The organism is Streptomyces apricus, from assembly GCF_008369065.1.
GTDB classification, from domain to species: Bacteria; Actinomycetota; Actinomycetes; order Streptomycetales; family Streptomycetaceae; genus Streptomyces; species Streptomyces apricus.
In genome coordinates this window covers 18572-44526 of record NZ_VDFC01000043.1, presented here as the reverse complement: position 1 = coordinate 44526, position 25955 = coordinate 18572, and the positions used below count along the sequence as shown (strand labels likewise).

Here is a 25955-nt window from a genome sequence, read left to right as displayed (position 1 = left end):
GTCCCCCACCGCCCCCGCGCCCGACCGCCGGACCGAGAAACGACCGCCCGCCGCCGAGCGCGTGTACGCGCACGTCAAGCAGGCCGTCCTGGAGCGCAGGTACGAGGGCGGGACGCTGCTCACCGAGGGCGAGCTGGCGGAGGCCGTCGGCGTCTCGCGGACCCCGGTGCGCGAGGCGCTGCTGAAGCTGGAGGTCGAGGGGCTGATCCGGCTCTACCCGAAGAAGGGCGCCCTCGTGCTGCCCGTCTCCGCGCAGGAGATCGCGGACGTGGTCGAGACCCGGCAGCTCGTCGAGGCGCACGCCATCCGCAAGGCGGTGCCGGCCGCGCCCGCCCTGATCGAGCGCCTCACCGAACTCCTCGCGAAGCAGCAGGAGCAGGCCGCCGCCGGTGACCTGGCCGGGGCCGCCGTCACCGACCGCTGCTTCCACGCCGAGATCGTCCGCAGCGGGGGCAACGAGATCCTCTCCCGCCTCTACGACCAACTGCGCGACCGGCAGCTGAGGATGGGCGTCGCCGTGATGCACGCCCACCCCGACCGCATCACCAAGACGCTCTCCGAGCACCAGGAGATCCTCGACGCGCTGCGCTCCGGCGACGCCGAGGCCGCGGTCGCCCTGGTGCACCGCCACGTCAGCTGGTTCTCCAACCTGGCGCGGGGGGACGTCCGATGAGCTCGTCGTCCTCCTCGTCCGCCCTGCCGGCCCTCCCCGGCGACCCGCCCGGCGGCCGCAGGGCCGTCACGGTCTGGTCCGTCGGCGTCTCCGTCTACTTCGTCGCCGTCATCTTCCGTACGTCGCTGGGGGTGGCGGGACTCGACGCGGCCGACCGCTTCCACGTCAACGCCTCCGCGCTGTCGACCTTCTCGATCCTCCAGCTCCTCGTCTACGCGGGCATGCAGATACCCGTCGGCCTGATGGTCGACCGCCTCGGGACCAAGAAGGTGCTGACCCTCGGCGTCGTCCTGTTCACGGCCGGACAGCTCGGCTTCGCGTTCTCCCCGACGTACGGGACGGCGCTGGCCTCGCGCGCGCTGCTCGGGTGCGGTGACGCGATGACGTTCATCAGCGTGCTGCGCCTCGGCTCGCGCTGGTTCCCGGCCCGGCGCGGGCCCATGGTCGCGCAGCTCGCCGGTCTGGTGGGCATGGCGGGCAACCTCGTCTCGACGCTCGTGCTGGCCCGGCTGCTGCACGGCGTCGGCTGGACGGCCGCGTTCGCGGGGAGCTCGGCCGCCGGTGTCCTCGTCCTCGTCCTGATGCTGGTCCTCCTCAAGGACCACCCCGAGGGGTACGAGCCGGAGCCCTCCCCGCACCGGGGTTCCGCGTACGTGCGCCGCCAGATCGCGGAGTCCTGGCGGGAGCCCGGGACGCGGCTGGGGCTGTGGGTGCACTTCACGACCCAGTTCCCGGCGATGGTGTTCCTGCTGCTGTGGGGGCTGCCGTTCCTCGTCGAGGCCCAGGGCCTGTCCCGGGCGACGGCCGGCGAACTCCTCACGCTCGTCGTGCTCTCCAACATGCTCGTCGGCCTGGTGTACGGGCAGATCGTCGCCCGGCACCACGCGGCGCGGCTGCCGCTGGCGCTCGGCACGGTCCTGTCGACGTCGGCCGTGTGGGCCGCCACGCTCGCCTATCCCGGCTACCACGCGCCGATGTGGCTGCTGGTCGTGCTGTGCGTGGTCCTCGGGGCGTGCGGGCCCGCGTCGATGATCGGCTTCGACTTCGCGCGGCCCGCGAACCCGCCCGAGCGGCAGGGGACCGCGTCCGGCATCACCAACATGGGCGGTTTCGTCGCCTCGATGACGACGCTGCTCGCGGTGGGGGTGCTGCTGGACGCCACCGGGGGGAGCTACACGGTGGCCTTCTCGGCGGTGTTCGTCCTGCAGGCGCTGGGGCTGAGCCAGATCCTGCGGCTGCGCGGGTCGGCGGCGCGCCGGGAGCGGGAGCGGCTGGTGGCCAGCCGGGTGGAGACGGTGCACGTGCCGGCGTAGCCGGCGGGGGCGGGTCGCAGGCAGGGTGGCGACGGGGCGGCGCCGGGGGGGGGGACGGCGGCGCGGCGCGGGGATCCCGCCCCCGCCGCCCCTGTCCGTCCCTGACTCAGGGGCTCTGCCCCCGAACCCCCGGTCCTCAAGCGCCGCACGGGCTGAGAAGTTACTGCGTGACGGCGAAGTGGTGGAGGATCGCCGCCGTCAGGTCCGGGTCGCCCTCCGTCTTGATGCGGTCCGACACGGCCTCGGGCGTGACCCGGCCGCAGGCGAGGCGGAAGTAGGTCTCCCAGTCGAGGGTGAGGGTGGCGGCCGGGCCGAGGGACGGGGTGCCGTCTATCGAACCGGCACCGTCGGCGTCGACGCGGACCGTGCGCAGGAACTCGACGGGGCCGTGCACGTCGAAGACGACCGCCGAGTTCGCCGGGGCGCCCGCGTCCTTGGCGACGACCTTGGGAAGCTTGCCGAGCAGCACGTCGCGGGTGACGTACGCACCCGGGGAGTCCAGGTTGCCCGGCTGTCCGAGGGCCGTGCGCAGGTCCTGCTCGTGCACCCAGATGTCGAACGCCCGGTAGCGCATCGACTCCTCCAGGGTGATCTCGGTGCCGAGCGGGCCCCGGACCAGCGCGTCGGGCTGCCGCGACTCGTTGCGCAGCTGGCGGTTGCGGCGGATGACCGTGTACTCCAGCTCGGAGGTCATCTCCGGCGCCGTGTGGTGGCGGCGGACGTCGACCTGCATCTCCATGTACCGCTGGTGCTCGTTCGTCACGTGGTACAGGTCGCGGGGGAGCGTGTGGATCGGGCGGGGGTCCCCGAGCGCCTCGCAGTCGAGGCCGATGACGTGGGAGACGAGGTCGCGCACCGACCAGCCCGGGCACGGAGTCCGCCGGTTCCATTCCCCCTCGACCAGCGGCGACACCAGATCGGATATCGCGTCGATGGAGTGGGTCCAGGCGTCGGCGTAGGACTGAAGGCTCGGATGCAGACTCACGGAAACGGGACCCCTCGGGCTATTCGGGCGCGGGCAGTGCACAGTCAGCGGGTGTCTTGGGACGCTAAGTTACGCTGCTGTGAGGCACCCCGGCAGTGCTTTCGTGTGACGATCGTAGGCCCGTATCAAAGGCTCGAATGCCAGGACGGTGGTAGTGTGCGCGCCTCTCTCCTCCAGATCGCCGTGGACGAGGCCGAATCGGTCGACTCCCGCAGGCAGCGTGTCGCCTCGCTGGTGAGGCGGCAGAGCGGGTCCGACCTGGTGGTCCTGCCCGAACTGTGGACGACCGGCGCCTTCGCCTACGAGTCGTTCGCCGCCGAGGCGGAGCCGCTCGAAGGGCCCACGTACGAGCTGATGGCCAAGGCGGCGAGCGACGCGGGCGTGTGGCTGCACGCCGGTTCGATCCCCGAACGGGTCGCCTCCGGCGCGCTGTACAACACCTCCCTGGTCTTCTCCCCCTCCGGGGAGCTCGCCGCCTCGTACCGGAAGATCCACCGGTTCGGGTTCGACAAGGGCGAGGCCGTGCTGATGGGAGCGGGGTCCGAGCTGGCGACCGTGGCCCTGCCGGAGACCACGATCGGGCTGGCCACCTGCTACGACCTGCGCTTCCCCGAGCTCTTCCGCGGGCTCGTGGACGCGGGGGCGCAGACGTTCGTCGTCTCGGCGGGGTGGCCCGAGCGGCGGCGGTCGCACTGGACGCTGCTGGCGCGGGCGCGGGCCGTCGAGGACCAGGCGTTCGTGCTCGCCTGCGGGACGGGTGGGGGGCATGCGGGGGTGAGCAGTGACGGGAATGGGWAGGGGCGGCGGGGGCGAAAACCCTCAGTCGGACTCTCTCTCCTTCTCCGACAAGTGGATCACGCATACCGCCACCGCGATCAGCAGCGCCGGATCCGCGTCCTCGCGCACGACCTCCACCCCGTACGTCTCCCGCACCCGCAGCCACCGCCGCGACACGTGCGCCAGCATCTGCCCGTCGTACTCGACGACGAACTCCCGGTCGAGGATCTTGCCGCTGACGTCCAGCTCGGTGCCGTCGGCGAGCGCGACGCGGTAGTGGTTGCGCAGCAGCGACAGCCGCTTCCTGCGGATGGTCGCCAGCGGCTCACCGCCCCGCTCGACGACCATCGTGTCCCGCAGGGCGAGCATCTTCTGGTGGATGTCGATCAGCACCCGCCCCTGCGGGTCCTTCAGCTCGAAGGTGTCCCGCAGCCGCATCGCCTTGCCGTCGACGAGGAAGGCCTTGCGGCCGTGCTCGTCCTCGATCCAGTAGTCGTCACCGAAGCCCAGGATCCGGTCGCGTACGAGGAATTTCATACCCTTCGTGCTTCCCCGGCGGCGGGCCCGAAACGCCGCCGGTAGGCCGACGGGCTGAGCCCGGTCCCGCGCCGCAGCTGTGTCCGCAGGTTGGCGGCGGTGCCGAGGCCGCTGTGCCGGGCCACGACGTCGAGGCGTTCCTCGCCGCGCTCGATGAGCCGGCAGGCGAGCGCCACCCGTTCGCCGGTCAGCCAGGCCAGGGGGGTGGTGCCGAGCTGGGCGCGGAAGCGGCGGTGCAGCGTGGCCGGGCTGACCGCCGCGCGCGCCGCGAGGTCGGCGACCGCCAGCGGGTCGCCGATCCGCTGGCGGGCCCAGGCGAGCAGCGGGGCCAGCGACTCCCCGGGCACGTCGGGCACCGGCCGTTCGACGAACTGCCGCTGCCCGCCGTCGCGGTGGGCGGCGAAGACGAGCCGCCGGGACACGGCGTTGGCGATCTCGGCGCCGTGGTCGCGCCGCACGATGTGCAGACCGAGGTCGAGCGCGGCCGCGCTGCCGGCCGCTGTCAGCACGTCGCCGTCGTCGACGAACAGGACGTCCGGCTCCAGGAGGACCTTCGGGTGGAGTTTGCGGAAGAGGCCGGCCCAGCGCCAGTGCGTGGTGGCCCGGCGCCCGTCCAGGAGACCGGCCTCGGCGAGCGCGAAGCTGCCGGTGCACAGGCTCACCACGCGGGCGCCCCGCGCGTGGGCGCGCCGGACCGCGTCGAGCACGGCCTCGCCGCGCGGCACGACGTTGTCGGGGCGGCCGGGCACGACGAGCGTGTCCGCGGTGTCCGCCGCGTCGAGGCCGGGCACCCCGCTCAGCGTGAAGAAGCCGTGGTTCATCCGGACCCCGGGGACGGGGGTGCACAGCGTCAGGTCGTACAGCGGTCGCGGGAGACCGAGCTCGGGACGGGGCAGCCCGAACAGCTCGGTCGCGACGCCGACCTCGAAGGGGTTGGTGCCCTCGTCGACGACGACGGCGACGCGGTGCGAGGATCCGTGCGGCATGTGCGATTTCTAGCACTCGTGCGCGGACCCGTCACGTCCCAGGATGGGCTCATGACCGATCAAGACAGCACCGCCACCGCTGCCGCCACCGTCGCCGCCGCAGATCGAACGGCCGCCGGCCGGCCCGTCGTCCTCGCCGAGGCCCTCGGCTCCTTCACCGAGCTGTGGAGTCCTCGTATCGTCGGGTCCGTCAACGACTACGACGTACGGATCGCCAAGGTGCGCGACGAGCACGTCTGGCACACCCACGACCACACCGACGAGTTCTTCCTGGTCGTGGAGGGCGAGCTGTTCATCGCCCTGCGCGAGCCGGGCGGCGAGCGCACGGTGACGCTCCCCAGGGGGTCGGTCTTCACGGTGCCGCGCGGCGTCGAGCACAAGCCGTCCAGCCCGTCGGGCGCGGCGATCCTGATGTTCGAACCCACCGGGACGCTGACCGTCGGAGACCGCCACGAGGAGGTTCCCGACCACGTGGACGTCACCACGGGTCACGCGCTCACCGGGTGACCGCCGCCGGGTGATCGCCGCCACCGGTGGCCGCCCGTCGCGCGGCGCCGGTCGCGTACGCCCGCTGCGTACGCCCGCCGCGTACGCCGGTCAGGCGCCGTAGCCGTCGCTGTAGCCGGTGGTGTTGCGGTGGTGCGGGTCGTCGACGACCTGCGTGGTCTGCTGCGGCACCACGACCCTGCGCCGCTTGGCGATGCTGCTGAACGTCGCCACGCCGATGAGTCCGACGATCATGAAGATGATGCCGACCAGGTCGAGGTTGACCCCCTGCATGTCCCAGTCGGTCGCGAACGTGAGGATCGCCCCTACGGCGATCAGAATGATGCACCCGCCCAGGCCCATGGGTGTCGCCTCCTGTTGCGCACGGTTCGTGCCGGGCCCGGGGACCGTACGGTTCCCGGGTGTCGCACGGGTACCCGCACCCCGGCCCTCCATGCAACGGCGAATCCGGCCGCCCCGTACCGGAGTGGACGGTGCGTCAGGCAGGACACCGGGCCAACTACCCTTCCAGGAACGCCACCAGCGCGTTGGCCAGCAGGAACGGGTCGTCCGCGCCGCACAGTTCGCGGGCGCTGTGCATCGACAGGATGGCCACGCCGATGTCGACCGTCCTGATGCCGTGGCGGGCCGCGGTGATCGGCCCGATGGTGGTGCCGCACGGCATGGAGTTGTTGGAGACGAACGTCTGGAACGGCACACCGGCCTTGTCGCAGGCCGCGGCGAAGACCGCGCGGCCCGAACCGTCGGTGGCGTAGCGGTTGTTGACGTTCACCTTCAGGATCGGGCCCCGGCCGGCGCGCGGGTGGTGCGTCGGGTCGTGCCGTTCCGCGTAGTTGGGGTGCACGGCGTGGCCCGTGTCGGAGGAGAGACAGACCGTGCCAGCCAGGGCGCGGGCCCGGTCCTCGAACGATCCTCCCCGCGCGTGGACCGAACGCTCCAGCACGCTGCCGAGGAGCGGGCCGTCCGCCCCCGTGTCGGACTGCGAACCGTTCTCCTCGTGGTCGAACGCCGCGAGGACCGGGATGTACGGCAGGGGGTCCTCGGCGGTCGCCACGGCGGCCAGCGCCGCCGTACCGGCGTGCACGGACAGCAGGTTGTCCATGCGCGGGCCCGCGACCAGGTCCTTGTCGCGGCCCAGGTAGGCGGGCGGTTCGATGGAGTGGACCATCAGGTCCCAGCCGGTGGTCTCGCTCTCGGCGATGCCCGCCTCCTGCTCCAGGAAGCGGATCAGGTCGCCGTCGCGCACGTCGTCGCCCAGGCCCCAGACGGGCTGCATGTGCCGCTGCTTGTCGAGCTTGAGGCCCTCGGAGGTGACGGAGCGGTCCAGGTGGACGGCGAGCTGCGGCACCCGCAGCAGGGCGCGGTCGACGTTCACGAGGCGCGTGGAGCCGTCCCGCAGCGACAGCCGGCCGGCCAGGCCGAGGTCACGGTCCAGCCAGGAGTTGAGCAGCGGGCCGCCGTAGATCTCGACGGCGACCTGTCTGAAGCCGTGGCCGCCGCTGTCGGGACGCGGCTTCACCCGCAGGTTGGGGGAGTCGGTGTGCGCCCCGACGATGCGGAAGGCGGTGTGCGGCTCGGCGCCCTCCGGCACGTACCAGGCCACGATCGCGCCGCCGCGCAGCACGTACTTCCCGCCGGCGGTCCCGTCCCATGCGTCGGTCTCCGAGACCTGGCGGAAACCGGCCTTCTCCAGCCGCTCGGCGGCGTTCGCCACCGCGTGGTACGGGGACGGGCTCGCCGCCAGGAAGGACATGAGATCGTCGGTGTGGCCGCGGTCGAAGCGGGAGGGTGTGCGCATGGGTTCACCTTAACGACGTACGAAGGCCCGCTCCCGGGGATGGGAACGGGCCTTGGTGAGGGGTCTGTACAGAGGGTGGGACGGAGCGTCACGTTCGGCGCGAACGTGACGGCCTGCGGCCTGCCGCGTCGGGCCCGGAGCCGCGGGTGTGTCTGCGTCCGCGGGTGTGTGGGGGTTGTTCGCGCCCCGCGGCGGAGCCGCAAGATGTCACCGCCCCGCGCCCCTTGAGGGAAGGGCTCAGAACGCCGCTTCGTCCAGCTCCATCAGGTCCAGCTCCACGGACTCGGCGAGCTTGCGGGCGCCGGTGACGCCCGGCAGGACGTTCGCGGCGAAGAACTTCGCCGCCGCGATCTTGCCCGTGTAGAACGCACGGTCCTTCGCCGAGGCCGTCTCCAGCTTCTCGGCGGCGACGGCCGCGCCCTTCAGGAGCAGGTAGCCGACGACGACGTCACCGGAGGCCATCAGCAGGCGGGTGGTGTTCAGCCCGACCTTGTAGATGTTCTTGACGTCCTGCTCGGTCGCCGCGAGGTCGGTGAGCATCAGGCCGACGATGGCCTCCAGCTCGACGGCCGCCTTGGCGAGCTGGTCGCGGGCGCCGGACAGCTCCTCGCCGCCGGTGCCGAGCGCCAGGAACTTCTTGATGTCCTCGGCCAGCGAGTTCAGCGCCGCGCCCTGGTTGCGGACGATCTTCCGGAAGAAGAAGTCCTGGCCCTGGATCGCGGTCGTGCCCTCGTACAGCGTGTCGATCTTCGCGTCGCGGATGTACTGCTCGACCGGGTACTCCTGGAGGAAGCCGGAGCCGCCGTACGTCTGCAGCGACTGGGCGAGCTGCTCGTAGCCCTTCTCGGAGCCGTAGCCCTTCACGATCGGCAGGAGCAGGTCGTTCATGGCCTCCAGGGCGGAGGCGTCCGCGCCCTCGGCCTCCTTGACCTGGATCTCGTCCTGGAGCGCGGCGGTGTGCAGCACGAGCGCGCGCATGCCCTCCGCGTACGCCTTCTGCGTCATCAGCGAGCGGCGCACGTCCGGGTGGTGCGTGATGGTGACCTTGGGCGCGGTCTTGTCCATGAACTGCGCGAGGTCGGGGCCCTGGACGCGCTCCTTGGCGTACTCCAGCGCGTTCAGGTAGCCCGTGGAGAGCGTGGAGATCGCCTTCGTGCCGACCATCATGCGGGCGAACTCGATGATGCGGAACATCTGACGGATGCCGTCGTGCTTGTCGCCGACGAGCCAGCCCTTGGCGGGGTGGCGGTCGCCGAACGTCATCTCGCAGGTGTTGGACGCCTTGAGGCCCATCTTGCGCTCGACGTTCGTCGCGTAGACGCCGTTGCGCTCGCCCAGCTCGCCGGTCTCGAAGTCGAACTCGTACTTCGGTACGAGGAAGAGGGACAGGCCCTTGGTGCCGGGTCCTGCGCCCTCGGGGCGGGCGAGGACGTAGTGGAGGATGTTCTCCGACATGTCGTGCTCGCCGGACGTGATGAACCGCTTCACGCCCTCGATGTGCCAGGAGCCGTCCGCCTGCTCGACCGCCTTCGTGCGGCCGGCGCCGACGTCCGAGCCGGCGTCCGGCTCGGTGAGCACCATGGTGGAGCCCCACTGCTTGTCGACGGCGATCTTCGCGATGTGCTTCTGGACGTCGTTGCCCTCCTCGAAGAGGATGCCCGCGAACGCGGGGCCCGAGGAGTACATCCAGACCGCGGGGTTCGCGCCGAGCACCAGCTCCGCGTACGCCCAGATCAGGGAGCGGGGCGCGGTGGTGCCGCCGATCTCCTCAGGCAGGCCGAGCCGCCAGTACTCGGAGTCCATGAAGGCCTGGTAGGACTTCCTGAAGGACGCCGGGACGGGCGCCGTGTTCGTCTCCGGGTCGAAGACCGGCGGGTTGCGGTCGGCGTCCGCGAAGGACTCCGCCAGCTCGTTCTCCGAGAGGCGGGTCAGCTCTTCGAGGATGCTCTTGGCGGTCTCGGTGTCCATCTCCGCGAACGGGCCGGTGCCGTACAGCTTGTCGCGCCCGAGCACCTCGAAGAGGTTGAACTCGATGTCGCGGAGATTCGACTTGTAGTGCCCCATGGCGACGGCTCCGTTAAGGGATCGGGGAGGTGGTGATTCCTCGTACCTGGTTCACGTACCAACTAGTAGCTACGATGATGCTACCCGTCGGTAATAAGACGCAACCCCTGTTTGTCCAAGTGTGAGCAGGGTCTACGTTCGGGTGCGAGCGGAGGGGTCCGCCACCTGTTCGAGGAAATCGGTCGGGGACGGCCTGGGGCCCCTGTGCCCTCGGTAGTCTTGCCCCCATGTACGGCTACGACCAGAACGTGGGACCGGGGCAGCAGCAGTACGCGCAGCCCCAGCCACCGCCGCAGCAGATGCCCGGCGGGGTCGGCGGGTACGGGCAGCAGGCGCCGCTCTACCCCGAGCCGTCGCCGCCGTCGCTCGCGGACGCGGTGCGCGCGTTCACCACGGGGTCGCTGACCCCCGAGGACTTCCAGCAGGTCTTCGCCACGTCCAAGGTCTACTGCCCGCGCGGCGACAACCCCGGGTTCCTGGCGCTGCACAACACCCAGCAGCCGGTGATCCCGATGTTCACCTCGCTCAAGGAGCTGCGCCGGTACGCCGGCAAGGAGTCCAAGTACTTCGTGATCACCGGGGCCGAGGTGATCGACCTGCTCCCCACCGGCTACGGCTTCGTCCTCGACATGGAGGGTGAGCACCGCATCGTCTTCGACGCGAAGTCGGTCGAGCAGATGGTGGACTTCGCGATGCGCCGCATGTACGGCTGAAGTCTTATCGCGTGGGTGGTCCGCTGCGGCCCGGTGGGGGCTGGTCGCGCAGTTCCCCGCGCCCCTCAAAAGCGGGGCTGCGCCCCGGCTTTTGCCTTTAGGGGCGCGGGGAACTGCGCGCTCGGCCACGACGCACCCGCGGATTCGCACGCTCCGCGACCGCCGGCCCGCAGCCGTGCGACCACCCCATCCCACCCCAGGCGCTCGGAGGGAATTCCCTCCGAGCGCTTCGTGTTGCGGGTAGCAGGAAGTTCTACTTTCAACTAAACTCGAAGCACAAGGAGGTACCGACATGCCTGCAGTGACCGTCGAGAACCCGCTGACCCTGCCCCGTGTGGTGGCGTCGACCGAGGCCGTGGCCCGCCCCGTGCTGACCGTGACCACCGCTCCGAGCGGCTTCGAGGGCGAGGGCTTCCCGGTCCGGCGCGCGTTCGCCGGGATCAACTACCGCCACCTCGACCCGTTCATCATGATGGACCAGATGGGTGAGGTGGAATACGCGCCGGGCGAGCCCAAGGGCACCCCCTGGCACCCGCACCGCGGCTTCGAGACCGTGACCTACATCATCGACGGCGTCTTCGACCACAAGGACTCCAACGGTGGCGGCGGCACCATCACCAACGGCGACACCCAGTGGATGACGGCCGGCTCGGGCCTGCTGCACATCGAGGCCCCGCCGGAGTCGCTCGTCATGTCGGGCGGTCTCTTCCACGGGCTCCAGCTGTGGGTGAACCTCCCTGCCAAGGACAAGATGATGGCCCCGCGCTACCAGGACATCCGCGGCGGCTCGGTCCAGCTGCTCTCCACCCCCGACGGCGGCGCGCTCCTGCGCGTCATCGCCGGTGAGCTGGACGGCCACGAGGGCCCCGGCATCACGCACACGCCGATCACCATGGTCCACGCGACCGTGGCGCCCGGCGCCGAGCTCACGCTCCCGTGGCGCGAGGACTTCAACGCCCTCGCGTACGTGATGGCGGGCCGCGGCAGCGTCGGTACGGAGCGCCGTCCGGTCCGCACCGGCCAGACGACCGTCTTCGGCGCGGGCTCCTCGCTGACCGTCCGCGCGGACGAGAAGCAGGACGCGAACACCCCGGACCTCGAAGTCGTGATCCTGGGCGGACAGCCGATCCGTGAGCCCATGGCGCACTACGGCCCGTTCGTGATGAACACCCGCGACGAGCTGCAGCAGGCCTTCGAGGACTTCCAGAAGGGCCGCCTCGGCACGGTTCCGGCGGTGCACGGCATGTCGGAGGGCGGGTTCTAGGCCCCGCCGCTCACCAGGAGGGCCCCCGTCCGAGCCGGACGGGGGCCCTCCGGCCGTTCCGCGCCCGTTCGGGCTTCCGGACGTGCCGCCCCGCCCGGCGCGTGATCGGCTGGAGGGGTGCTGACGCCCCCTTCCGAGCCCGCCCCGCTCCTGCCCGGACCCGTGCGCCGCGTGGCCGCCTGGTGCCTCGTCGTCCTGCTCGTCGCCGGGGTCGGCCTGATCGGGGTGCGGCTGTGCGAGGAGCTCAGGACGGCCGTGGTGCCCGTGCTGCTCGCGCTTTTGGGCACCGCCCTGCTCGGGCCGCTGCACCGGCGGCTGGTGCAGGCGAAGCTGAACCGGTCCCTCGCGGCGGGCGTGACCTGCGCCGCCGTGGTCGCCGTCGTCGGCGGGGCCGCGTACATCGTCGTCGCCGCGCTGGTCGACACCGGCGACCAGATCCTCGCCTCCCTCAAGCAGGCGGGCCGGTCGCTGTCCGAGCACTTCGGGGCGGCCGGCACCTCCCTCGACGACCTCGCCTCCAACGCCAGGGAGCTGATGGGCAAGTTCGGCGGGACGGCGGCCTCCGGGGTGATCAGCGGGATCAGCGTCATGGGCGAGGTCATCGCCATGGCCGTCCTCGCGCTGCTGCTGGTCTTCTTCTTCCTGCGCGACTCGCACCGGGCGGTCGGGACCCTGCGCTCACTGGTGCCCCGGCAGTCCGGCGACACGGTCGAGGCGATGGCGCGGCGGGCGTACGAGGCCGTCGAGGGGTTCATGCGCGGGACGACGTTCATCGCGCTCATCGACGCCCTCTGCATCACCGTGGGCCTGCTGGTGCTGCGGGTGCCCGGGGCGCTGGGGCTCGGCGCGCTCGTGTTCGTCGGCGCGTACATCCCCTACCTGGGCGCCTTCCTCTCCGGCGCGGTGGCGATCCTGGTGGCGCTCGCCGACCGGGGGTTCGTGATCGCCCTGTGGGCGCTGGGGGTCGTCCTGGCCGTCCAGGTCCTGGAGGGGCACGTGCTGCAGCCGGTGATCCAGAGCCGGACCGTCCAGATGCACCCGGCCGTCGTCATGCTGGCCATCACCGCCGGCGCCTCGGTCGCGGGCATCCTCGGCATGCTGCTGGCGGTGCCCCTGACGGCGGCGGCGTTCGGCGTGGTCGCGGAACTGCGCGGGCGTTACGCGTCCTCCGCCGACGGGGGACCGGAGGCGCCCCCCGCCTCCCCATCCGCCCCGGAACCCTTCTCGTAGAGCTCGAACCAGATGCTCTTGCCCTCGCCCCGGGGGTCGACCCCCCACGCGTCGGCGAGCAGCTCGGTGAGGACCAGGCCCCGTCCGGAGGAGGCCAGCTCACCGGGGTGACGCCGGTGGGGCAGGTCGTCGCTGCCGTCCGCCACCTGGATCCGTATGCGGCGGGCGCCCGCCGGGCCCGTCATCTCGGCGACCAGCAGCGCGTCCCCGTCCGTGTGGACGAGCACGTTCGTCACCATCTCGGAGAGCAGCAGGACCGCCGAGTCGACCTGGTCGGCCGAGGTCCAGTCGTGCAGGAACTCCCGCAGCTGCTGCCGGGCCACCGCGACCTTCTGCGGTTCGGCCTGCGCGACGGTGAGCACGGTGCGCCGTACGGCCGGCCGCTCGGCCGCCGGGGCGTCCGGGCCGCAGCCCTCCTGCCCCGTCCGGCACAGCAGCAGCACCGCTATGTCGTCCTCGCGGCGGTCCACCAGCGGACCGGTGGTGTGGTGCGAGGAGGGCCCGTGCACGGCCTGGACCAGTCCGTCGGCGAGCGCCTCCAGGTCGCCGTCGTGTTCCTCCAGGATCCTGCGGATCCTCAGCCAGCCGGTGTCCAGGTCGTGCCCGCCGGTCTCGATCAGTCCGTCCGTGCACATCAGCATCGTCTCGCCGGGCTCCAGCACGAACCGCGTCGTCGGATAGTCGGCGTCCGGGTCGATGCCCAGCGGCAGCCCGCCCGCGGTGGGCCGGGTCAGCACGGTTCCGTCCGCCATCCGGATCGCCGGGTCGGGATGCCCGGCCCGGGCCATCTCCAGCACACCGCTCTCCGGGTCCACCTCCACGTACAGGCAGGTCGCGAAGCGCAGGTCCGCGATCTCGTCGTCGGAGCCGATCCCGTAGAGGAAGCGGGAGGCGCGCGAGAGGACCGCGTCCGGGCGGTGCCCCTCCGAGGCGTACGCCCGCAGCGCGATCCGCAGCTGGCCCATCAGGCCCGCGGCGCGTACGTCGTGGCCCTGGACGTCGCCGATGACCAGCGCGAAGCGGCCGCTGCCGGGGCTCGTCCGCGAGGTGCCGCCCGGCAGCGGGATCATGTCGTACCAGTCGCCGCCGACCTGGAGCCCGCCGCCCGTGGGCACGTACCGGGCCGCGACGCTCATCCCGGGGATCGTCGGCCCCAGGGTCGGCAGCATCGAGCGCTGCAGGCCGTCCGTGAGCTCCCGCTCGGACTCGGTGACCCCGGCCCGTGAGAGGGCCTGCGCCAGCATCCGCGCCACCGTCGTCAGCACGGACCGCTCGTCGGGCGTGAAGGTGACCGGGTACGTGAAGGCCGCCATCCACGCGCCCATCGTGCGCCCCGCCACCGTGAGCGGCAGGAACGCCCAGGACTGGCGGCCAAAACCCTGGGCGAGCGGCCAGGCGGCCGGATACCGGTCCCGGTAGCTGTCGGGGGAGGGGAGATAGACCGCGCGGCCGGTGCGGACGACCTCCGCGGCCGGGTAGTCCGTCTCCAGCGACATGTGGGAGAACGGCTCCTCGTCCCCCGGCTGCTGCCCGAAGTGGCCGATGACGGTGAGCCGGTCCGCCTCCGCGCCGAACACCGCGAGCCCGTCCGGCGAGAACCCGGGCATCGACAGGCCGGCCGCGACCCGCAGCACCTCCGCCGTGGACCGCGCCTCGGCCAGCGCCCGCCCCGCGTCCAGCAGGAACGCCTCGCGCGAGCGGCGCCAGTCCCCCGTGACGGGCATCCGCGCGGCGGCGCCCGGCGACGGCTCGGTGACCTCCTGGAGGGTGCCGATCAGCTGGTACGACCTGTTCTCCGGGTCGAAGGAGGGCTTGGAACGGCTGCGTACGGTACGGATCACGCGGCCCTGGTCGTCCATGACGCGCAGCCGCAGCTCGGCGAGCGTGTCCTCGGCGGCGGCGAGCTGGACGACCCCGTTGACCTCGTTCCAGTCGACGGGGTGGAAACGGGCCCGCACCCCCGCCTCCGTGAGCACCACGGGCTCCGCGGGCAGACCGAGGAGCCGGGAGGCCTCGGCGTCGAGAGTGACCTTCCCGGCGCCGTCGTCCCACCTCCACAGGCCGGTGGCGAGGGTGGCGAGGACGTCCCCCACAGAGGGAAGGGGATCACCTATGCGCATTGCCCCACTGTATGAACAGGTGAACGAAGGCTGCCACCGAGGCAGGTGGGACGGGGTGGGCGGGCGCGCCGCCCGGACCGCCCCCTCGGCTATTGCGGACGGCGATCATGGGGTGGCCGGTACTCTTGCATGTGTTTCACGTGAAACATGTCCCCGACCGCGAAGACTGGATGAACGACGATGCATCGGTACAGGTCCCACACCTGCGGCGAGCTCCGCGCCTCTGACGTCGGCAGCGACGTCCGGCTGAGCGGCTGGCTGCACAATCGCCGAGACCTGGGCGGCATCCTCTTCATCGATCTGCGCGACCACTACGGCATCACGCAGCTCGTCGCCCGCCCCGGAACCCCCGCGTACGAGGCCCTCGACAAGGTCTCCAAGGAGTCCACGGTCCGGGTCGACGGCAAGGTCGTCTCGCGTGGCACGGAGAACGTGAACCCGGAGCTGCCGACCGGTGAGATCGAGGTCGAGGTCGGCGAGGTCGAGCTGCTCGGCGCGGCCGCCCCGCTGCCCTTCACGATCAACGCCGAGGACGGGGTGAACGAGGAGCGGCGCCTGGAGTACCGCTTCCTCGACCTGCGCCGCGAGCGCATGCACCGCAACATCCTGCTGCGCACGTCGGTCATCTCGGCCATCCGCCACAAGATGACGGCGCTGGGCTTCAACGAGATGGCGACCCCGATCCTCAGCGCCACCTCGCCCGAGGGCGCGCGCGACTTCGTGGTCCCCTCCCGGCTGCACCCGGGCCGTTTCTACGCCCTGCCGCAGGCCCCGCAGCAGTTCAAGCAGCTGCTGATGATCTCGGGCTTCGACCGGTACTTCCAGATCGCGCCCTGCTTCCGTGACGAGGACGCGCGCGCCGACCGCTCGCCGGGCGAGTTCTACCAGCTCGACGTGGAGATGTCCTTCGTCGAGCAGGAGGACGTCTTCCAGCCGATCGAGAAGCTCATGACCGAGCTGTTCGAGGAGTTCGGCAACGGCCGGCCCGTCACCTCGCCGTTCCCGCGGATCCCGTTCCGCGAGTCGATGCTGAAGTACGGCTCCGACAAGCCGGACCTGCGGGCCCAGCTGGAGCTCACCGACATCACCGACATCTTCGAGGGCTCGGAGTTCAAGGCCTTCGCCGGCAAGCACGTACGGGCGCTGGCGGTGCCGAACGTGTCCGCGCAGCCCCGCAAGTTCTTCGACCAGCTCGGCGACTACGCGGTCTCGCAGGGCGCGAAGGGCCTGGCCTGGGTGCGGGTGGCCGAGGACGGTTCGCTGACCGGCCCGATCGCCAAGTTCCTCACCGAGGACGACGTCGCCGAGCTGACCAAGCGCCTGTCGCTGACGGCCGGCCACGCGGTGTTCTTCGGCGCGGGCGAGTTCGACGAGGTCTCCAAGATCATGGGCGCGGTGCGCGTCGAGGCCGCCAAGCGCTCCGGGCACTTCGAGGAGGGCGTCTTCCGCTTCTGCTGGATCGTCGACTTCCCGATGTACGAGAAGGACGAGGAGACCGGGAAGATCGACTTCTCGCACAACCCGTTCTCGATGCCGCAGGGCGGTCTGGAGGCCCTGGAGACCCAGGACCCGCTGGACATCCTGGGCTGGCAGTACGACATCGTCTGCAACGGTGTCGAGCTGTCCTCCGGCGCCATCCGGAACCACGAGCCGGAGATCATGCTGAAGGCCTTCGAGATCGCGGGCTACGACCGGGAGACGGTCGAGGAGCAGTTCGCGGGCATGCTGCGCGCGTTCCGCTTCGGCGCCCCGCCGCACGGCGGGATCGCCCCCGGCGTCGACCGCATCGTCATGCTCCTCGCCGACGAGCCGAACATCCGGGAGACCATCGCGTTCCCGCTGAACGGCAACGCGCAGGACCTGATGATGGGCGCGCCGACGGAGCTGGACGAGGCGCGGCTGCGTGAGCTGCACATCTCGGTGCGCAAGCCGGTGAACCAGGCGAAGTAGCCTCCGCGCCGGGCGCCCGGCGCCGGACGCCGTACGTCGCTTGCCGTGGGGCGGTGCCACCCTTGCCGGGGTGGCACCGCCCCACGGTCGTTTCACGCCAAGTTGGCGCGCGTCCGCCGATCCACAGCCCGCACCCATGCTGCTGACAGGCTCCCTGCCTAGCTTCCTCGCCCATGACGAGAGATCAGACGGCCCAAGGGCCACAGGGCGAACGGAACGTGACGCGTCGTAAGGTCATCGTGGCGGGCGGCGCGGCGGTGGCCGCGGTGAGCGTGGGCGGCACGATCGCGGCGACCGCGAACGCAGCGCAACAGGCTGCCGCCTCCGGTTCCGCTTCCGGGGAGGCCTGCTACCGGCTCACCTCGGAGACCACCGAAGGCCCGTACTACATCGACGCGGACAAGCTCCGGCAGGACATCACCGAGGACCGGGAGGGCATCCCGCTGACCCTCCGCCTCAAGGTGATCGACAGCGAGACCTGCAAGCCCGTCAGGAACGCCGCCGTGGACATCTGGCACTGCGACGCGCTGGGGCTCTATTCGGGGTACGAGGACTCCTCGGGCGGTGGCGGGACTCCGCTCACCGGTGCGCCGACCGACGCGCCGACGGGTACCCCGACCGATGCGCCCACCGGTCCTCCACCCGGCGGTGGAGGGGGCCATCAGGAACCCACCGACGACGAGCGCTACCTGCGCGGCACGTGGCGCACGGACAAGAAGGGCTTCGTCACCTTCAGGACGGTCTTCCCGGGCTGGTACCGGGGCCGGTGCGTGCACATCCACACCAAGGTGCATGTGGGCGGTACCTGGACGGACGCCGGGTACGAGGGCGGCACCACCTGCCACACCGGTCAGTTCTTCTTCGACGAGGAGTCGGTGCTGGCCTCGGCCGAGGTCGAGCCGTACTCCACGTCGACGACCGAGCGCACGACGCTCACCGAGGACACGATCTACGACCAGTCCGGCACGGCGGGCGGTCTCCTGAAGCTGACGTACAGGAAGAACGCGATCGGGAGGGGTGTCCTCGGCACGATCACGATGGGGGTGGACCCGGAGGCGACGCACGAGGGCACGGACCTCTGAGCCGACGGTCCGGGACCGTACGGCGGACGGGCCCGGAGCCGGGGTGGCTCCGGGCCCGTTCCCTCTGCGCGATGCCGGGCACAAGGAAGGGTGATCAGGCGGCTCACGGGGTGCTCGTCGGGCGATGGCCCGTAGGAGGGCGGGACGGAAGGGGCCCCGGCAGGGACCCCCCCCGTGGGACGTCGGCGGTGCCGGACGAGATCACCGGAGGAGACCATGGGATTCACCGTGCTGCTGCTCGCACTGCTGCCCCTGCTGATCGCCGGAACGTCGGTCGCATGCCGGTCCCGGGGCCGGACGCGCGGGATGCCCGGCCTGGCCGCGGAGGCCGACGCCGGCCGGAACGTGGAGCGGTCCCTGACGGACGCGGCGGCGTGCCTGCGTACGGCGAGGGCCGAGCTGGCCGCCGCGCGCACCCCCGCCCAGTACGCGCAGGTGACCCGGACGGCCGTCGCGGGCCTGCACCACGTCCGCAGGGCCCGCGCGGCCCTGGGGCCGGCTCCGCAGGACGCGCTCAGGTGTCGTACGAGCCGTCCCAGGGCGGGCCGAAGCCCAGCCGGTCCGGATACAGCTCGGCCCACGGCTCCCCCTCGTCCTCACCGGTCAGCAGTCCGAACAGCACACCGTCACGGGTGAGCCGGAAGGGCTGGACCGCGATGTCGGTGTAGCGGCGGCGCGGGAGGCTGCGGAGGAGTTTGGCGAGGTGGGCCTGGGCCTGGGAGAGGATCGACTCCGGCCCGTGCGGGGCGCGTTGCTGCTCGGCCCAGGTGCCGGCGCACCAGATCTCCGAGTCGCGGTGCCGGCCCTGGGCGTCGAAGGTGTGGAGCACGGTGAAGAGGCGTTTGTGCTCTTCCCAGCCGTCGTCGGGGCGGTAGTCCTCGGGGAAGGCGTAGGTGACCGACCCCAGGAACTGCCCCTCCTCGTAGTGCCCGACGGCATCGGTGCGGTGGCGCGGCTCGTACGCGATCGGGACGACGTGGGGAACTGCCATGCCGAAACCATACGGATGAATCGTGCTCATGCCAGGAGCGGGGTCCCGTAACGGGCCGCTGCCGCGGATCACCCGCCGACGAACACGTCCTCGGCCACGCCGACGACGACGGCCCGCCGATGCCACTGCCGCAGGACCTCGGGGTCGTCGCAGCTGATGATGCGCTCGCGAACGGCTTCGGGGACATTAATGCCGCGTACCTCGAAGACGTCCAGGATGTCTTGCGCTCCCCTCCTCACCTCGCCCTGGTTGCGGCCCTGGTCGCGGCCCTGGTCGCGAGCTTCTTCGAAGATGAACGACTTGTAGAAAGAAAGGTCCACGGCCACTAGTTTCCTCCGAACGTTTGCGGTTCGAGGGGGAGTGACGTCTGTTCCGCCGCCGGACCCAGGTAGGTGTACTCGGTGGACCGGGCGATGCCCATGGAGTCCAGTTGCTGCCGGAAACGGACGCGGAAGTGGACGTTGTCGCCGAGTCCGGGCCGCATGCGCAGCAGTTCACCCACGTCCTCGAAGCGGACGTCGTAGGCGGGCGCGTTCTTGGCGGTGCCGGTCTTCACCTTCACCAGGCCGCTCTCCCGCAGCTCGGTGATCCTGCCGGAGATGGTGATCTCCTGGTCACGGTCCCTCGTCTCACGGAGCCGTTTCACATAGCCCCTGCCCCGCTCGGTCAGCCGGGCCCGCCGCAACCCGCCGTCGGCGTCGTACCAGGCCAGTCCGAGGTCCAGTTCGTAGCGGCTCAGCGCGCGGGACACCGCTTCGACCGCGTCGAAGAGCTTCACCCACTCGCGGACGTCGCGCTCCGATTCCAGCGCGTCGAGCAGCGCGGTGAGGGTACCGAGTCCTGTGGCGGCGGCCGACGCGGCGGTGACGTCCAGGCCGTCGGGTGCGGCCGGGTCGGCGGGAACGGTGACGGGGCGCGCGTGCACGACGGTACTGCCGGCGGAGATGCCGGTGAGTTCCAGTTGTACGGGAGTGCCCGCGGCGGCGGAGACCATGTGCTCCACGGGTTCGAGCAGCGCGTCACCCCATGCGAAGCGGAGAGCGCCGCCGTTGGCATCCGGCCCGGTCAGCCGCAGCTGGAGTTCCTCTTCGAGCCTGGCGTCCGGAGCGTATTCGCGTGCCGCCGCCAGGCGACTCGCTCGGTGTTCGGCCTCGATCTCCTCGTCGTCCCGGTCCTCGGCGCCCAATGTGTCGAGCAGTCGCGTGGCACGTTCGGTCTCGGCGGGGTCGTCCCGCAGGAGCGCGCGCCTGCGCTCACGCCAGCTGTCGCCGGTCACAGTCGCACCTCCAGATAACCGCGTGCCGGGGCGGCACTCTCTTCGGACGGTGAGAGGTCGTCCTGACCGTCCAGTCGGCGGCGTTGCCACCAGTCGTCCCACACACCCCTTTGCGTGAAGTATGTCCGTTCGTCGGGGGTGAAGCGGTCCGGCTCGAAGATATGCGCAACGGGCCGGTATCCGATGCGAAGCGGCGAGACGCCGAACTTTTCTTTCATCCTGGCCCGGCTCTGGAAAGCGGTGGTCAGCCATTTCGAGCCCGGCTTCCCCCGCACGACACGTTCGGCGCGCAGGTCGACCAGGACCGTCACGTCGATGTTCCCAGGGTCGAGTTTGGCGCTGACGAAGCTGCCGCCCAGCCACAACCTGTGGAGGAGGGGAAGGTCCCCGAGGTCGCCCGCGTAGGTGTCCTCAAGCGTGAGGAAGGGATCGAGGTAGTTGTGCAGGCCGTCCCACAGCTCCGTGCGCGTCGAGGAGTCCTCGAACGCGGGGGCGCCGACCAGTATCTCCTCCGCCTCGTCGAGGGAGACGGAGTACCGGCCCGGCGGAAGATGTCCGTTCGCGGCGAAAGAGGGCAGCACGTGAGGTCCTGTCGAGTGCGGGTCATGTTGCTCGTACGGCATCGGTGGCGCTGTGGGTTCCAAGGGATCTCCCCTCTGATGTGCACGCCCGACAGAGGGAGGACTCCGGTCCGCGGAACGCACGGTCGCAGCTGTCGCAGTTGCGGAGTGGGTGTCTGACGGACAGAGCCGGTTCCGGAGCGCGGTGCGGCGGGAGGGGTGGGAGTTGTGCCGTGAGGCGGTGGGCGAGGAGGGCTGCCGGGCGGCGCAGGTCCTCGCGTGGCAGGTCCGTGGTCAGGGCGTGGCGTACGGCGGTGGGGGTCAGGTCGCGCTCCAGCCAGGCGGCGACTCCGGGGGCGAGATGTTCGGCGTCGGTGGTGGAGAGGAGCAGCCGGGGGTCTTCGCGGCGCAGGCCCGTGAGGACGTCGACGGCCGTCCGGAGGAGGGACGCAGAGGCGTACGCGGGCTTCGGTACGGCGGGGYGGACTCGCCGTGGGGGCTTTTGCTGTGGCCTCTGCGGTCCCTGCTGCTCGGGCGCCCGCCGGGCCGGGCGCCTGGGTTCGTCCGGCGTCTCCCCGTGCCGGCCCGGCTGGTTGCAGGAGACCGTGCGCGTGACGATCCGACCGCTCTCGGTGCGTTCACGGGTGCGGCGCAGGTAGCCGTGGGCCTCCAGTTCGCGCAGGGCGGCGGCGATACGGGTCGGGCCCTCGGGGAAGCGGGCCGCGAGGGTCTTGATGTCGGCGCGGGCACCGGTGGGAAGCGACTGGATGTGGACGCCGAGCCCGATGGCCAGCCCGGACAACTCCGGGTGCTGGGCGAGATGGTTGCCGACCACGGTGAAGCGGCTGGTGTGGCGGGTGACCTCGTGGGTGATGCCGCTCGGGTGGGCGGTCGAGCGAGTGTGCCGGAGCGGATGTTTTTTGCCCGTGCCACGGGTCTGGGCGTACGAGTGCGCGTTAGGGTTCTGCGTATCCATCAGGAAGGGCCTAACTTCCTCGGTGGTCAGGCCCTCGCATTGGGATTGGCGTCCCGGCGGGGGCCGTCGCATGTCTGCTGCTGTCTTGTGTTGTGTCGCGCTGAGCGTAGAGCAGGCAACCCGTCCCAGGACCAGCTGAGTTGGTGATGTTCACCCGCGCGAGTGAGCGCCCGCCGCGGACGGGAGGGGTGGGGCTTGGTGCGGTTTCTTTCCCTCGCGTGGTTCTTCGGGAAGAGCGCCAGGAGCACCGGAGCACACGTTCGTGGAGTTCGGTGCCGATCACTGGCAGTGGTCCTGCACGCTTACGTTGCGGCACGGCGTTACTACGGAGAGGTGCGGTATGTCGGTGGACGGCGAGACGCGACAGCTCACGAGCGAGGCGGACGAACCGGGCTGGGAGGTCGACCCGGACGACGACTGGGGCGTGGCGGTCGTCACGACCGTGGGGCGACAGCTCAAGCTCCGGCGGGAGGCCGTGGGCATGCGGGCCGGTGACTTCGGAACGGCGGTCGGCTACGGGGAGGACCTCGTCTACAAGATCGAGGGCGGCAAACGGATCCCCCGGGGCGAGTACCTGGACAGGGCGGACGAGGTGCTGGGAGCGGGCGGGTTGCTCTCGGCGATGAAGGAGGATGTGGCCAAGGTCCGATATCCGAAGAGGGTTCGAGAACTGGCCAAGTTGGAGGCGCAGGCCGTAGAGATCGGCATCTATGAAAGCCACGGCATCAATGGCCTGTTGCAGATCCCTGAGCATGCAAGGTCGTTGTTCAGGGCCATGCAACCTCCGTACTCACCTGATGAGGTGGAGCGTATGGTGGCCGCCCGTTCCGCCCGGGCATCGATCTTCGAGCGGTCCCCGGCTCCAGCACTCAGTTTCGTTCAAGAAGAGGTCGCTCTGAGGCGACCCCTCGGGGGCACAATGGTGAGGCGACACCAGCTCGAACGTCTGTTGACTGTGGGACAACTGCACAACGTCGTGCTGCAGGTGATGCCGTTGGACTGTGAGACCCACTCCGGTATGGACGGCAAGATCGAACTGCTCAAGTTCGCGGACGGTACAGCGGTGGGGCGTTCTGATGGTGCGTTCAGCGGTCGGCCGACTTCCGACCCCAAACAGCTGCGCATCCTTGAGCTGCGGTATGGAACCATCCGGGCTCAGGCACTTTCTCCAAGAGAGTCACTGGCCTTCATCGAACAACTGCTGGGAGAGACATGATCCGCAGGACCCATGCCGGGGACGCCTCTGAGCTGGCCTGGTTCAAGAGCAGTTACAGCAGTGGCAACGACGGCAACTCCTGCGTCGAGGTCGCCGCCTCCCCCGGCACCGTGCACGTGCGGGACTCCAAGGACATATGCGGGCCCCGGCTCGCGCTCACGCCGACGGCCTGGGCCGACTTCGTGGCGTATGCCATGAAGCGCTGACCCAGGCCGCCGCCTGCAGCGTTACTACTCCGCCGCTCCGCCGAAGCGCTCCTTGTACGTTTCCAGGTCCTCGTCCGTGATCTTGGCGAACAGGACCGGGGGGACCGTGAACGGGGTGCCGGCCGGGAGGGAGGACAAAGACCTCGCCTCGTCCTGCGTCACCCACGTCGCCGTGTCGGACGGGAGGGCGAAGGCCGCCCGCATGGCCTTCGACGAGGACGGGATGAACGGCTCCGAGACCACCGCGTACAGGTGGATCAGGTTCATCGCCGTGCGGAGCGTGAGGGCCGCGCCCTCCGGGTTCGTCTTGATCTCCAGCCAGGGGGCCTTCTCCTCCAGGTAGGAGTTGCCCGCCGACCACAGGGCGCGCAGCGCGGCCGCCGCCTTGCGGAACTGGAGCGCCTCCATCTGGGTCTCGTACTCGGAGAGGAGCGAGGCGATCTCCTCGCCCAGCTTCGCCTCCGCCTCGCCCGCCTCCGCGCCCGCCGGGACCTCCTCGCCGAAGCGCTTCTTCGAGAAGGACAGGACGCGGTTCACGAAGTTGCCGAGCGTGTCCGCCAGGTCCTTGTTCACCGTCGCCGTGAAGTGCTCCCACGTGAACGACGAGTCGTCCGACTCGGGGGCGTTGGCGATCAGGAAGTAGCGCCAGTAGTCCGCGGGGAGGATGTCGAGCGCCTGGTCGGTGAAGACGCCCCGCTTCTGCGAGGTGGAGAACTTGCCGCCGTAGTACGTCAGCCAGTTGAAGGCCTTCAGCTGGTCGACCTTCTTCCACGGCTCCCGCACGCCCATCTCCGTCGCGGGGAACATCACGCTGTGGAAGGGGACGTTGTCCTTCGCCATGAACTCCGTGTAGCGCACGTCCGAGGCGCCCGCCGGCTCGTACCACCACGACTTCCAGTCGCGGTTCTCCTCCGGGGCCGCGTCCGCCCACTCCTTCGTCGACCCGATGTACTCGATCGGCGCGTCGAACCAGACGTAGAAGACCTTGCCCTCGGCGGCCAGCTCCGGCCACGTGTCGGCCGGGACCGGGACGCCCCAGTCCAGGTCACGGGTGATCGCCCGGTCGTGCAGGCCCTCGGTCAGCCACTTGCGGGCGATGGAGGACGCGAGCTGCGGCCACTCGTCCGCGACCTCGTCGATCCACGCCTCCACCTCGCCCTGCAGCTTCGACTGGAGGAGGAAGAGGTGCGACGTCTCGCGGACCTCCAGCTCCGTCGAACCCGAGATCGCCGAGCGCGGGTTGATCAGGTCCGTGGGGTCCAGGACGCGCGTGCAGTTCTCGCACTGGTCGCCACGCGCCTTGTCGTACCCGCAGTGCGGACACGTGCCCTCGACGTAGCGGTCGGGCAGGAAGCGGCCGTCGGCCGGCGAGTACACCTGCCGGATCGCGCGCTCCTCGATGAAGCCGTTCTCGTTCAGCTTGCGGGCGAAGTGCTGCGTCAGCTCCGCGTTCTGCGGGGAGGAGCTGCGGCCGAAGTGGTCGAACGCCAGCTGGAAGCCGTCGTAGATCGCCTTCTGCGCGTCATGGGCACCGGCGCAGAACTCCGCCACCGGCAGGCCCTGCTCCTTCGCCGCCAGCTCGGCCGGGGTGCCGTGCTCGTCCGTCGCGCAGATGTAGAGCACGTCGTGGCCGCGCTGGCGCAGGTACCGGGCGTACACGTCCGCCGGGAGCATGGACCCCACCATGTTGCCCAGGTGCTTGATCCCGTTGATGTACGGAAGGGCGCTGGTGATGAGGTGTCGAGCCATTGCGGGCTGCTCCCGAGTCGCTGCGTGGGGTGACGGTGGCCGGTGGTCGCTTCGATCTCCGACCTTCGTTTTCGACCGTCTTACGAACCTTGGAATCGTAGCCGACATGGGTGGGCCGCCCGCTCCCCGTTTTGCGGTACGAGAAGGGGCGGCCGGGGTGGAGCAGGGGCGAGGGGCGCGGAGCCTACGGGCGCCAGTTCGCCAGTACGCCCTCGTAGACCTCCGCGTCCGTGAGCTCGCGGGGCGTGGGGCCCGCGTGGAAGAAGGCCGTGTTGTCCGACTTCAGCTTGCGCAGGTAGTCGAAGGCCTTGTTGTCCTGCTCGCCGAAGGCGACGAAGGAGAAGAAGAGGCCGGGGTGGCTCTTCGCCGCCGCCGTCAGGGCCTGGGTGGCCGGGGTCTTGGCGTCGGGGGCGCCGTCCGTCTGGAAGACGACCAGGCCGGGTTCGGCCGGCTTGCCCGCCTTGTCGTGGAGCGCGATCACTTCCTCCACGGCCGCGTGGTAGCTCGTACGGCCCATGCGGCCGAGGCCCGCGTGGAGTTCGTCGATCTTGTTCTCGTGCTCGGCGAGGGTGAGTTCGCCGGTGCCGTCCAGCTCGGTGGAGAAGAAGACGACCTGGACGTTCGCCTCCGGCGCCAGGTGGGCCGCGAGGGCGAGGGTCTGCTCGCCGAGCGCCTGCGCGGAGCCGTCCTTGTAGTACGGGCGCATCGACGCGGAGCGGTCCAGCACCAGGTAGACCTTGGCGCGGGTGCCGGTCAGGCCCTGGTTCTCCAGGGCGGTGGCGGCGGCCTTGTAGGCGGAGAGGAGACCCGGGGCGCGGGACTCGACGTCCGTGACGGCGTCCGGGTCCGGGGCTCCGGTGGAGTCCTCGACGGAGTCCTCGGCGGAGGCCTCGGTGGTGGTCTCTTCGGTGGCGGCGGCCGTCTTGGTGTCCGCCTTCGTCTCCGCCTCGGCCTCGGCCTTCGGGGCGGGCTCGGGCTCGGG

24 protein-coding genes and 1 pseudogene are annotated in these 25955 nt (G+C 70.7%); 11 read left to right on the top strand and 14 right to left on the bottom strand.

Going from position 1 to position 25955, the window contains the following annotated elements:
• Together FGF04_RS18300 and FGF04_RS18295 are read left to right on the top strand one after the other, a co-directional pair.
• Positions 1–673, top strand: a 673-nt coding sequence (locus FGF04_RS18300) for a GntR family transcriptional regulator (protein WP_408055638.1), incomplete at its 5' end; no start/stop codon positions are given.
• A complete protein-coding gene (locus FGF04_RS18295) occupies positions 670–1986 on the top strand; it encodes an MFS transporter (protein WP_149512409.1) in 1317 nt (438 codons plus the stop codon). The genes FGF04_RS18300 and FGF04_RS18295, both read left to right, overlap by 4 nt.
• Positions 1987–2146: 160 nt before the next feature.
• On the opposite strand, the gene FGF04_RS18290 is transcribed toward FGF04_RS18295, so the two are convergent.
• Positions 2147–2971, bottom strand: a complete 825-nt coding sequence (locus tag FGF04_RS18290) for a maleylpyruvate isomerase family mycothiol-dependent enzyme (RefSeq protein ID WP_149512408.1) — start codon at positions 2969–2971, stop codon at positions 2147–2149.
• Positions 2972–3127: 156 nt separating this feature from the next.
• Here FGF04_RS18290 and FGF04_RS18285 point away from each other — a divergent pair.
• Positions 3128–3763: pseudogene (locus FGF04_RS18285) on the top strand (nitrilase-related carbon-nitrogen hydrolase); the annotation flags it as partial.
• Positions 3764–3790: 27 nt separating this feature from the next.
• Here the strand turns inward: FGF04_RS18285 and FGF04_RS18280 are convergent.
• Together FGF04_RS18280 and FGF04_RS18275 are read right to left on the bottom strand one after the other, a co-directional pair.
• Positions 3791–4285, bottom strand: coding sequence for an LURP-one-related/scramblase family protein (locus FGF04_RS18280; RefSeq protein WP_149512407.1), 495 nt, complete (start codon positions 4283–4285; stop codon positions 3791–3793).
• Positions 4282–5271 carry a helix-turn-helix domain-containing protein gene (locus tag FGF04_RS18275; protein ID WP_149512406.1) on the bottom strand — a complete coding sequence of 330 codons (990 nt, stop codon included), beginning with the start codon at positions 5269–5271 and terminating at the stop codon, positions 4282–4284. The genes FGF04_RS18280 and FGF04_RS18275 overlap by 4 nt, the downstream gene beginning before the upstream one ends.
• 51 nt (positions 5272–5322) lie before the next feature.
• On the opposite strand from FGF04_RS18275, the gene FGF04_RS18270 reads away from it, so the two are divergent.
• Positions 5323–5778, top strand: coding sequence for a cupin domain-containing protein (locus FGF04_RS18270; protein ID WP_149512405.1), 456 nt, complete (start codon positions 5323–5325; stop codon positions 5776–5778).
• Positions 5779–5868: 90 nt separating this feature from the next.
• On the opposite strand, the gene FGF04_RS18265 is transcribed toward FGF04_RS18270, so the two are convergent.
• The 3 genes from FGF04_RS18265 to FGF04_RS18255 form a co-directional block, all read right to left on the bottom strand.
• Positions 5869–6120 carry a DUF6458 family protein gene (locus tag FGF04_RS18265; protein WP_149512404.1) on the bottom strand — a complete coding sequence of 84 codons (252 nt, stop codon included), beginning with the start codon at positions 6118–6120 and terminating at the stop codon, positions 5869–5871.
• Between the two features lie 157 nt (positions 6121–6277).
• On the bottom strand, positions 6278–7576 hold the full coding sequence (locus FGF04_RS18260) for a M18 family aminopeptidase (protein ID WP_149512403.1): 1299 nt from the start codon (positions 7574–7576) through the stop codon (positions 6278–6280).
• Between the two features lie 237 nt (positions 7577–7813).
• Entirely contained in the window at positions 7814–9640 is a 1827-nt protein-coding gene (locus FGF04_RS18255; protein ID WP_149512402.1) for an acyl-CoA dehydrogenase, read from the bottom strand.
• A gap of 227 nt (positions 9641–9867) precedes the next feature.
• Between FGF04_RS18255 and FGF04_RS18250 the strand changes: the two genes are divergently transcribed.
• The 3 genes from FGF04_RS18250 to FGF04_RS18240 all read left to right on the top strand — a co-directional run bounded on the left by FGF04_RS18250 (position 9868) and on the right by FGF04_RS18240 (position 12847).
• Complete coding sequence (locus FGF04_RS18250; protein WP_149512401.1) at positions 9868–10353, top strand: SseB family protein; 486 nt, start codon at positions 9868–9870, stop codon at positions 10351–10353.
• A gap of 292 nt (positions 10354–10645) precedes the next feature.
• Positions 10646–11617 (top strand): pirin family protein, encoded by a 972-nt coding sequence (locus FGF04_RS18245; protein ID WP_149512400.1) that lies wholly within the window; start codon positions 10646–10648, stop codon positions 11615–11617.
• A gap of 117 nt (positions 11618–11734) precedes the next feature.
• Positions 11735–12847, top strand: a complete 1113-nt coding sequence (locus FGF04_RS18240) for an AI-2E family transporter (RefSeq protein WP_235882389.1) — start codon at positions 11735–11737, stop codon at positions 12845–12847.
• Here the strand turns inward: FGF04_RS18240 and FGF04_RS18235 are convergent.
• Complete coding sequence (locus tag FGF04_RS18235; RefSeq protein ID WP_149512399.1) at positions 12775–14967, bottom strand: SpoIIE family protein phosphatase; 2193 nt, start codon at positions 14965–14967, stop codon at positions 12775–12777. The genes FGF04_RS18240 and FGF04_RS18235 overlap by 73 nt on opposite strands.
• 180 nt (positions 14968–15147) lie before the next feature.
• Between FGF04_RS18235 and aspS the strand changes: the two genes are divergently transcribed.
• Together aspS and FGF04_RS18225 are read left to right on the top strand one after the other, a co-directional pair.
• Positions 15148–16917, top strand: a complete 1770-nt coding sequence (gene aspS / locus FGF04_RS18230) for an aspartate--tRNA ligase (RefSeq protein ID WP_149512398.1) — start codon at positions 15148–15150, stop codon at positions 16915–16917.
• A 173-nt stretch (positions 16918–17090) separates the two neighbouring features.
• Positions 17091–17999, top strand: coding sequence for an intradiol ring-cleavage dioxygenase (locus FGF04_RS18225; protein ID WP_149512397.1), 909 nt, complete (start codon positions 17091–17093; stop codon positions 17997–17999).
• A 514-nt stretch (positions 18000–18513) separates the two neighbouring features.
• On the opposite strand, the gene FGF04_RS18220 is transcribed toward FGF04_RS18225, so the two are convergent.
• From FGF04_RS18220 to FGF04_RS18200, 5 genes are all read right to left on the bottom strand, one after another.
• Positions 18514–18990, bottom strand: a complete 477-nt coding sequence (locus FGF04_RS18220; RefSeq protein WP_149512396.1) for a hypothetical protein — start codon at positions 18988–18990, stop codon at positions 18514–18516.
• Between the two features lie 68 nt (positions 18991–19058).
• Positions 19059–19310, bottom strand: a complete 252-nt coding sequence (locus FGF04_RS18215; RefSeq protein WP_235882388.1) for a hypothetical protein — start codon at positions 19308–19310, stop codon at positions 19059–19061.
• 5 nt (positions 19311–19315) lie between these two features.
• Positions 19316–20266, bottom strand: a complete 951-nt coding sequence (locus tag FGF04_RS18210; RefSeq protein ID WP_149512394.1) for a hypothetical protein — start codon at positions 20264–20266, stop codon at positions 19316–19318.
• Positions 20263–20847, bottom strand: coding sequence for a DUF6932 family protein (locus FGF04_RS18205; protein WP_149512393.1), 585 nt, complete (start codon positions 20845–20847; stop codon positions 20263–20265). Before FGF04_RS18205 ends, FGF04_RS18210 begins: the two co-directional genes overlap by 4 nt.
• Before the next feature lie 22 nt (positions 20848–20869).
• Positions 20870–21802 carry a helix-turn-helix domain-containing protein gene (locus FGF04_RS18200; RefSeq protein ID WP_149512392.1) on the bottom strand — a complete coding sequence of 311 codons (933 nt, stop codon included), beginning with the start codon at positions 21800–21802 and terminating at the stop codon, positions 20870–20872.
• 340 nt (positions 21803–22142) lie between these two features.
• Between FGF04_RS18200 and FGF04_RS18195 the strand changes: the two genes are divergently transcribed.
• The gene (locus FGF04_RS18195) at positions 22143–23018 is read left to right on the top strand and encodes a helix-turn-helix domain-containing protein (RefSeq protein WP_149512391.1); all 876 of its coding nucleotides are present in this window, start codon (positions 22143–22145) and stop codon (positions 23016–23018) included.
• A complete protein-coding gene (locus FGF04_RS18190; RefSeq protein WP_149512390.1) occupies positions 23015–23224 on the top strand; it encodes a DUF397 domain-containing protein in 210 nt (69 codons plus the stop codon). Before FGF04_RS18195 ends, FGF04_RS18190 begins: the two co-directional genes overlap by 4 nt.
• Before the next feature lie 24 nt (positions 23225–23248).
• On the opposite strand, the gene metG is transcribed toward FGF04_RS18190, so the two are convergent.
• Positions 23249–24973 (bottom strand): methionine--tRNA ligase, encoded by a 1725-nt coding sequence (gene metG, locus FGF04_RS18185; protein WP_149512389.1) that lies wholly within the window; start codon positions 24971–24973, stop codon positions 23249–23251.
• A 184-nt stretch (positions 24974–25157) separates the two neighbouring features.
• Positions 25158–25955 (bottom strand): VWA domain-containing protein (locus FGF04_RS18180; protein WP_149512649.1); only part of this gene is annotated, 798 nt, incomplete at its 5' end.

What these genes read in the sequence shown, in the direction of transcription:
- FGF04_RS18255 (WP_149512402.1), bottom strand. Translation starts at nt 9,640, where the DNA reads ATGGGGCACTACAAGTCGAATCTCCGCGACATCGAGTTCAACCTCTTC.
- aspS (WP_149512398.1), top strand. Translation starts at nt 15,148, where the DNA reads ATGCATCGGTACAGGTCCCACACCTGCGGCGAGCTCCGCGCCTCTGAC.
- FGF04_RS18280 (WP_149512407.1), bottom strand. Translation starts at nt 4,285, where the DNA reads ATGAAATTCCTCGTACGCGACCGGATCCTGGGCTTCGGTGACGACTAC.
- FGF04_RS18270 (WP_149512405.1), top strand. Translation starts at nt 5,323, where the DNA reads ATGACCGATCAAGACAGCACCGCCACCGCTGCCGCCACCGTCGCCGCC.
- FGF04_RS18295 (WP_149512409.1), top strand. Translation starts at nt 670, where the DNA reads ATGAGCTCGTCGTCCTCCTCGTCCGCCCTGCCGGCCCTCCCCGGCGAC.
- FGF04_RS18220 (WP_149512396.1), bottom strand. Translation starts at nt 18,990, where the DNA reads ATGGCAGTTCCCCACGTCGTCCCGATCGCGTACGAGCCGCGCCACCGC.
- FGF04_RS18245 (WP_149512400.1), top strand. Translation starts at nt 10,646, where the DNA reads ATGCCTGCAGTGACCGTCGAGAACCCGCTGACCCTGCCCCGTGTGGTG.
- FGF04_RS18265 (WP_149512404.1), bottom strand. Translation starts at nt 6,120, where the DNA reads ATGGGCCTGGGCGGGTGCATCATTCTGATCGCCGTAGGGGCGATCCTC.
- FGF04_RS18250 (WP_149512401.1), top strand. Translation starts at nt 9,868, where the DNA reads ATGTACGGCTACGACCAGAACGTGGGACCGGGGCAGCAGCAGTACGCG.
- metG (WP_149512389.1), bottom strand. Translation starts at nt 24,973, where the DNA reads ATGGCTCGACACCTCATCACCAGCGCCCTTCCGTACATCAACGGGATC.
- FGF04_RS18235 (WP_149512399.1), bottom strand. Translation starts at nt 14,967, where the DNA reads ATGCGCATAGGTGATCCCCTTCCCTCTGTGGGGGACGTCCTCGCCACC.
- FGF04_RS18260 (WP_149512403.1), bottom strand. Translation starts at nt 7,576, where the DNA reads ATGCGCACACCCTCCCGCTTCGACCGCGGCCACACCGACGATCTCATG.
- FGF04_RS18225 (WP_149512397.1), top strand. Translation starts at nt 17,091, where the DNA reads ATGACGAGAGATCAGACGGCCCAAGGGCCACAGGGCGAACGGAACGTG.
- FGF04_RS18195 (WP_149512391.1), top strand. Translation starts at nt 22,143, where the DNA reads ATGTCGGTGGACGGCGAGACGCGACAGCTCACGAGCGAGGCGGACGAA.
- FGF04_RS18275 (WP_149512406.1), bottom strand. Translation starts at nt 5,271, where the DNA reads ATGCCGCACGGATCCTCGCACCGCGTCGCCGTCGTCGTCGACGAGGGC.
- FGF04_RS18190 (WP_149512390.1), top strand. Translation starts at nt 23,015, where the DNA reads ATGATCCGCAGGACCCATGCCGGGGACGCCTCTGAGCTGGCCTGGTTC.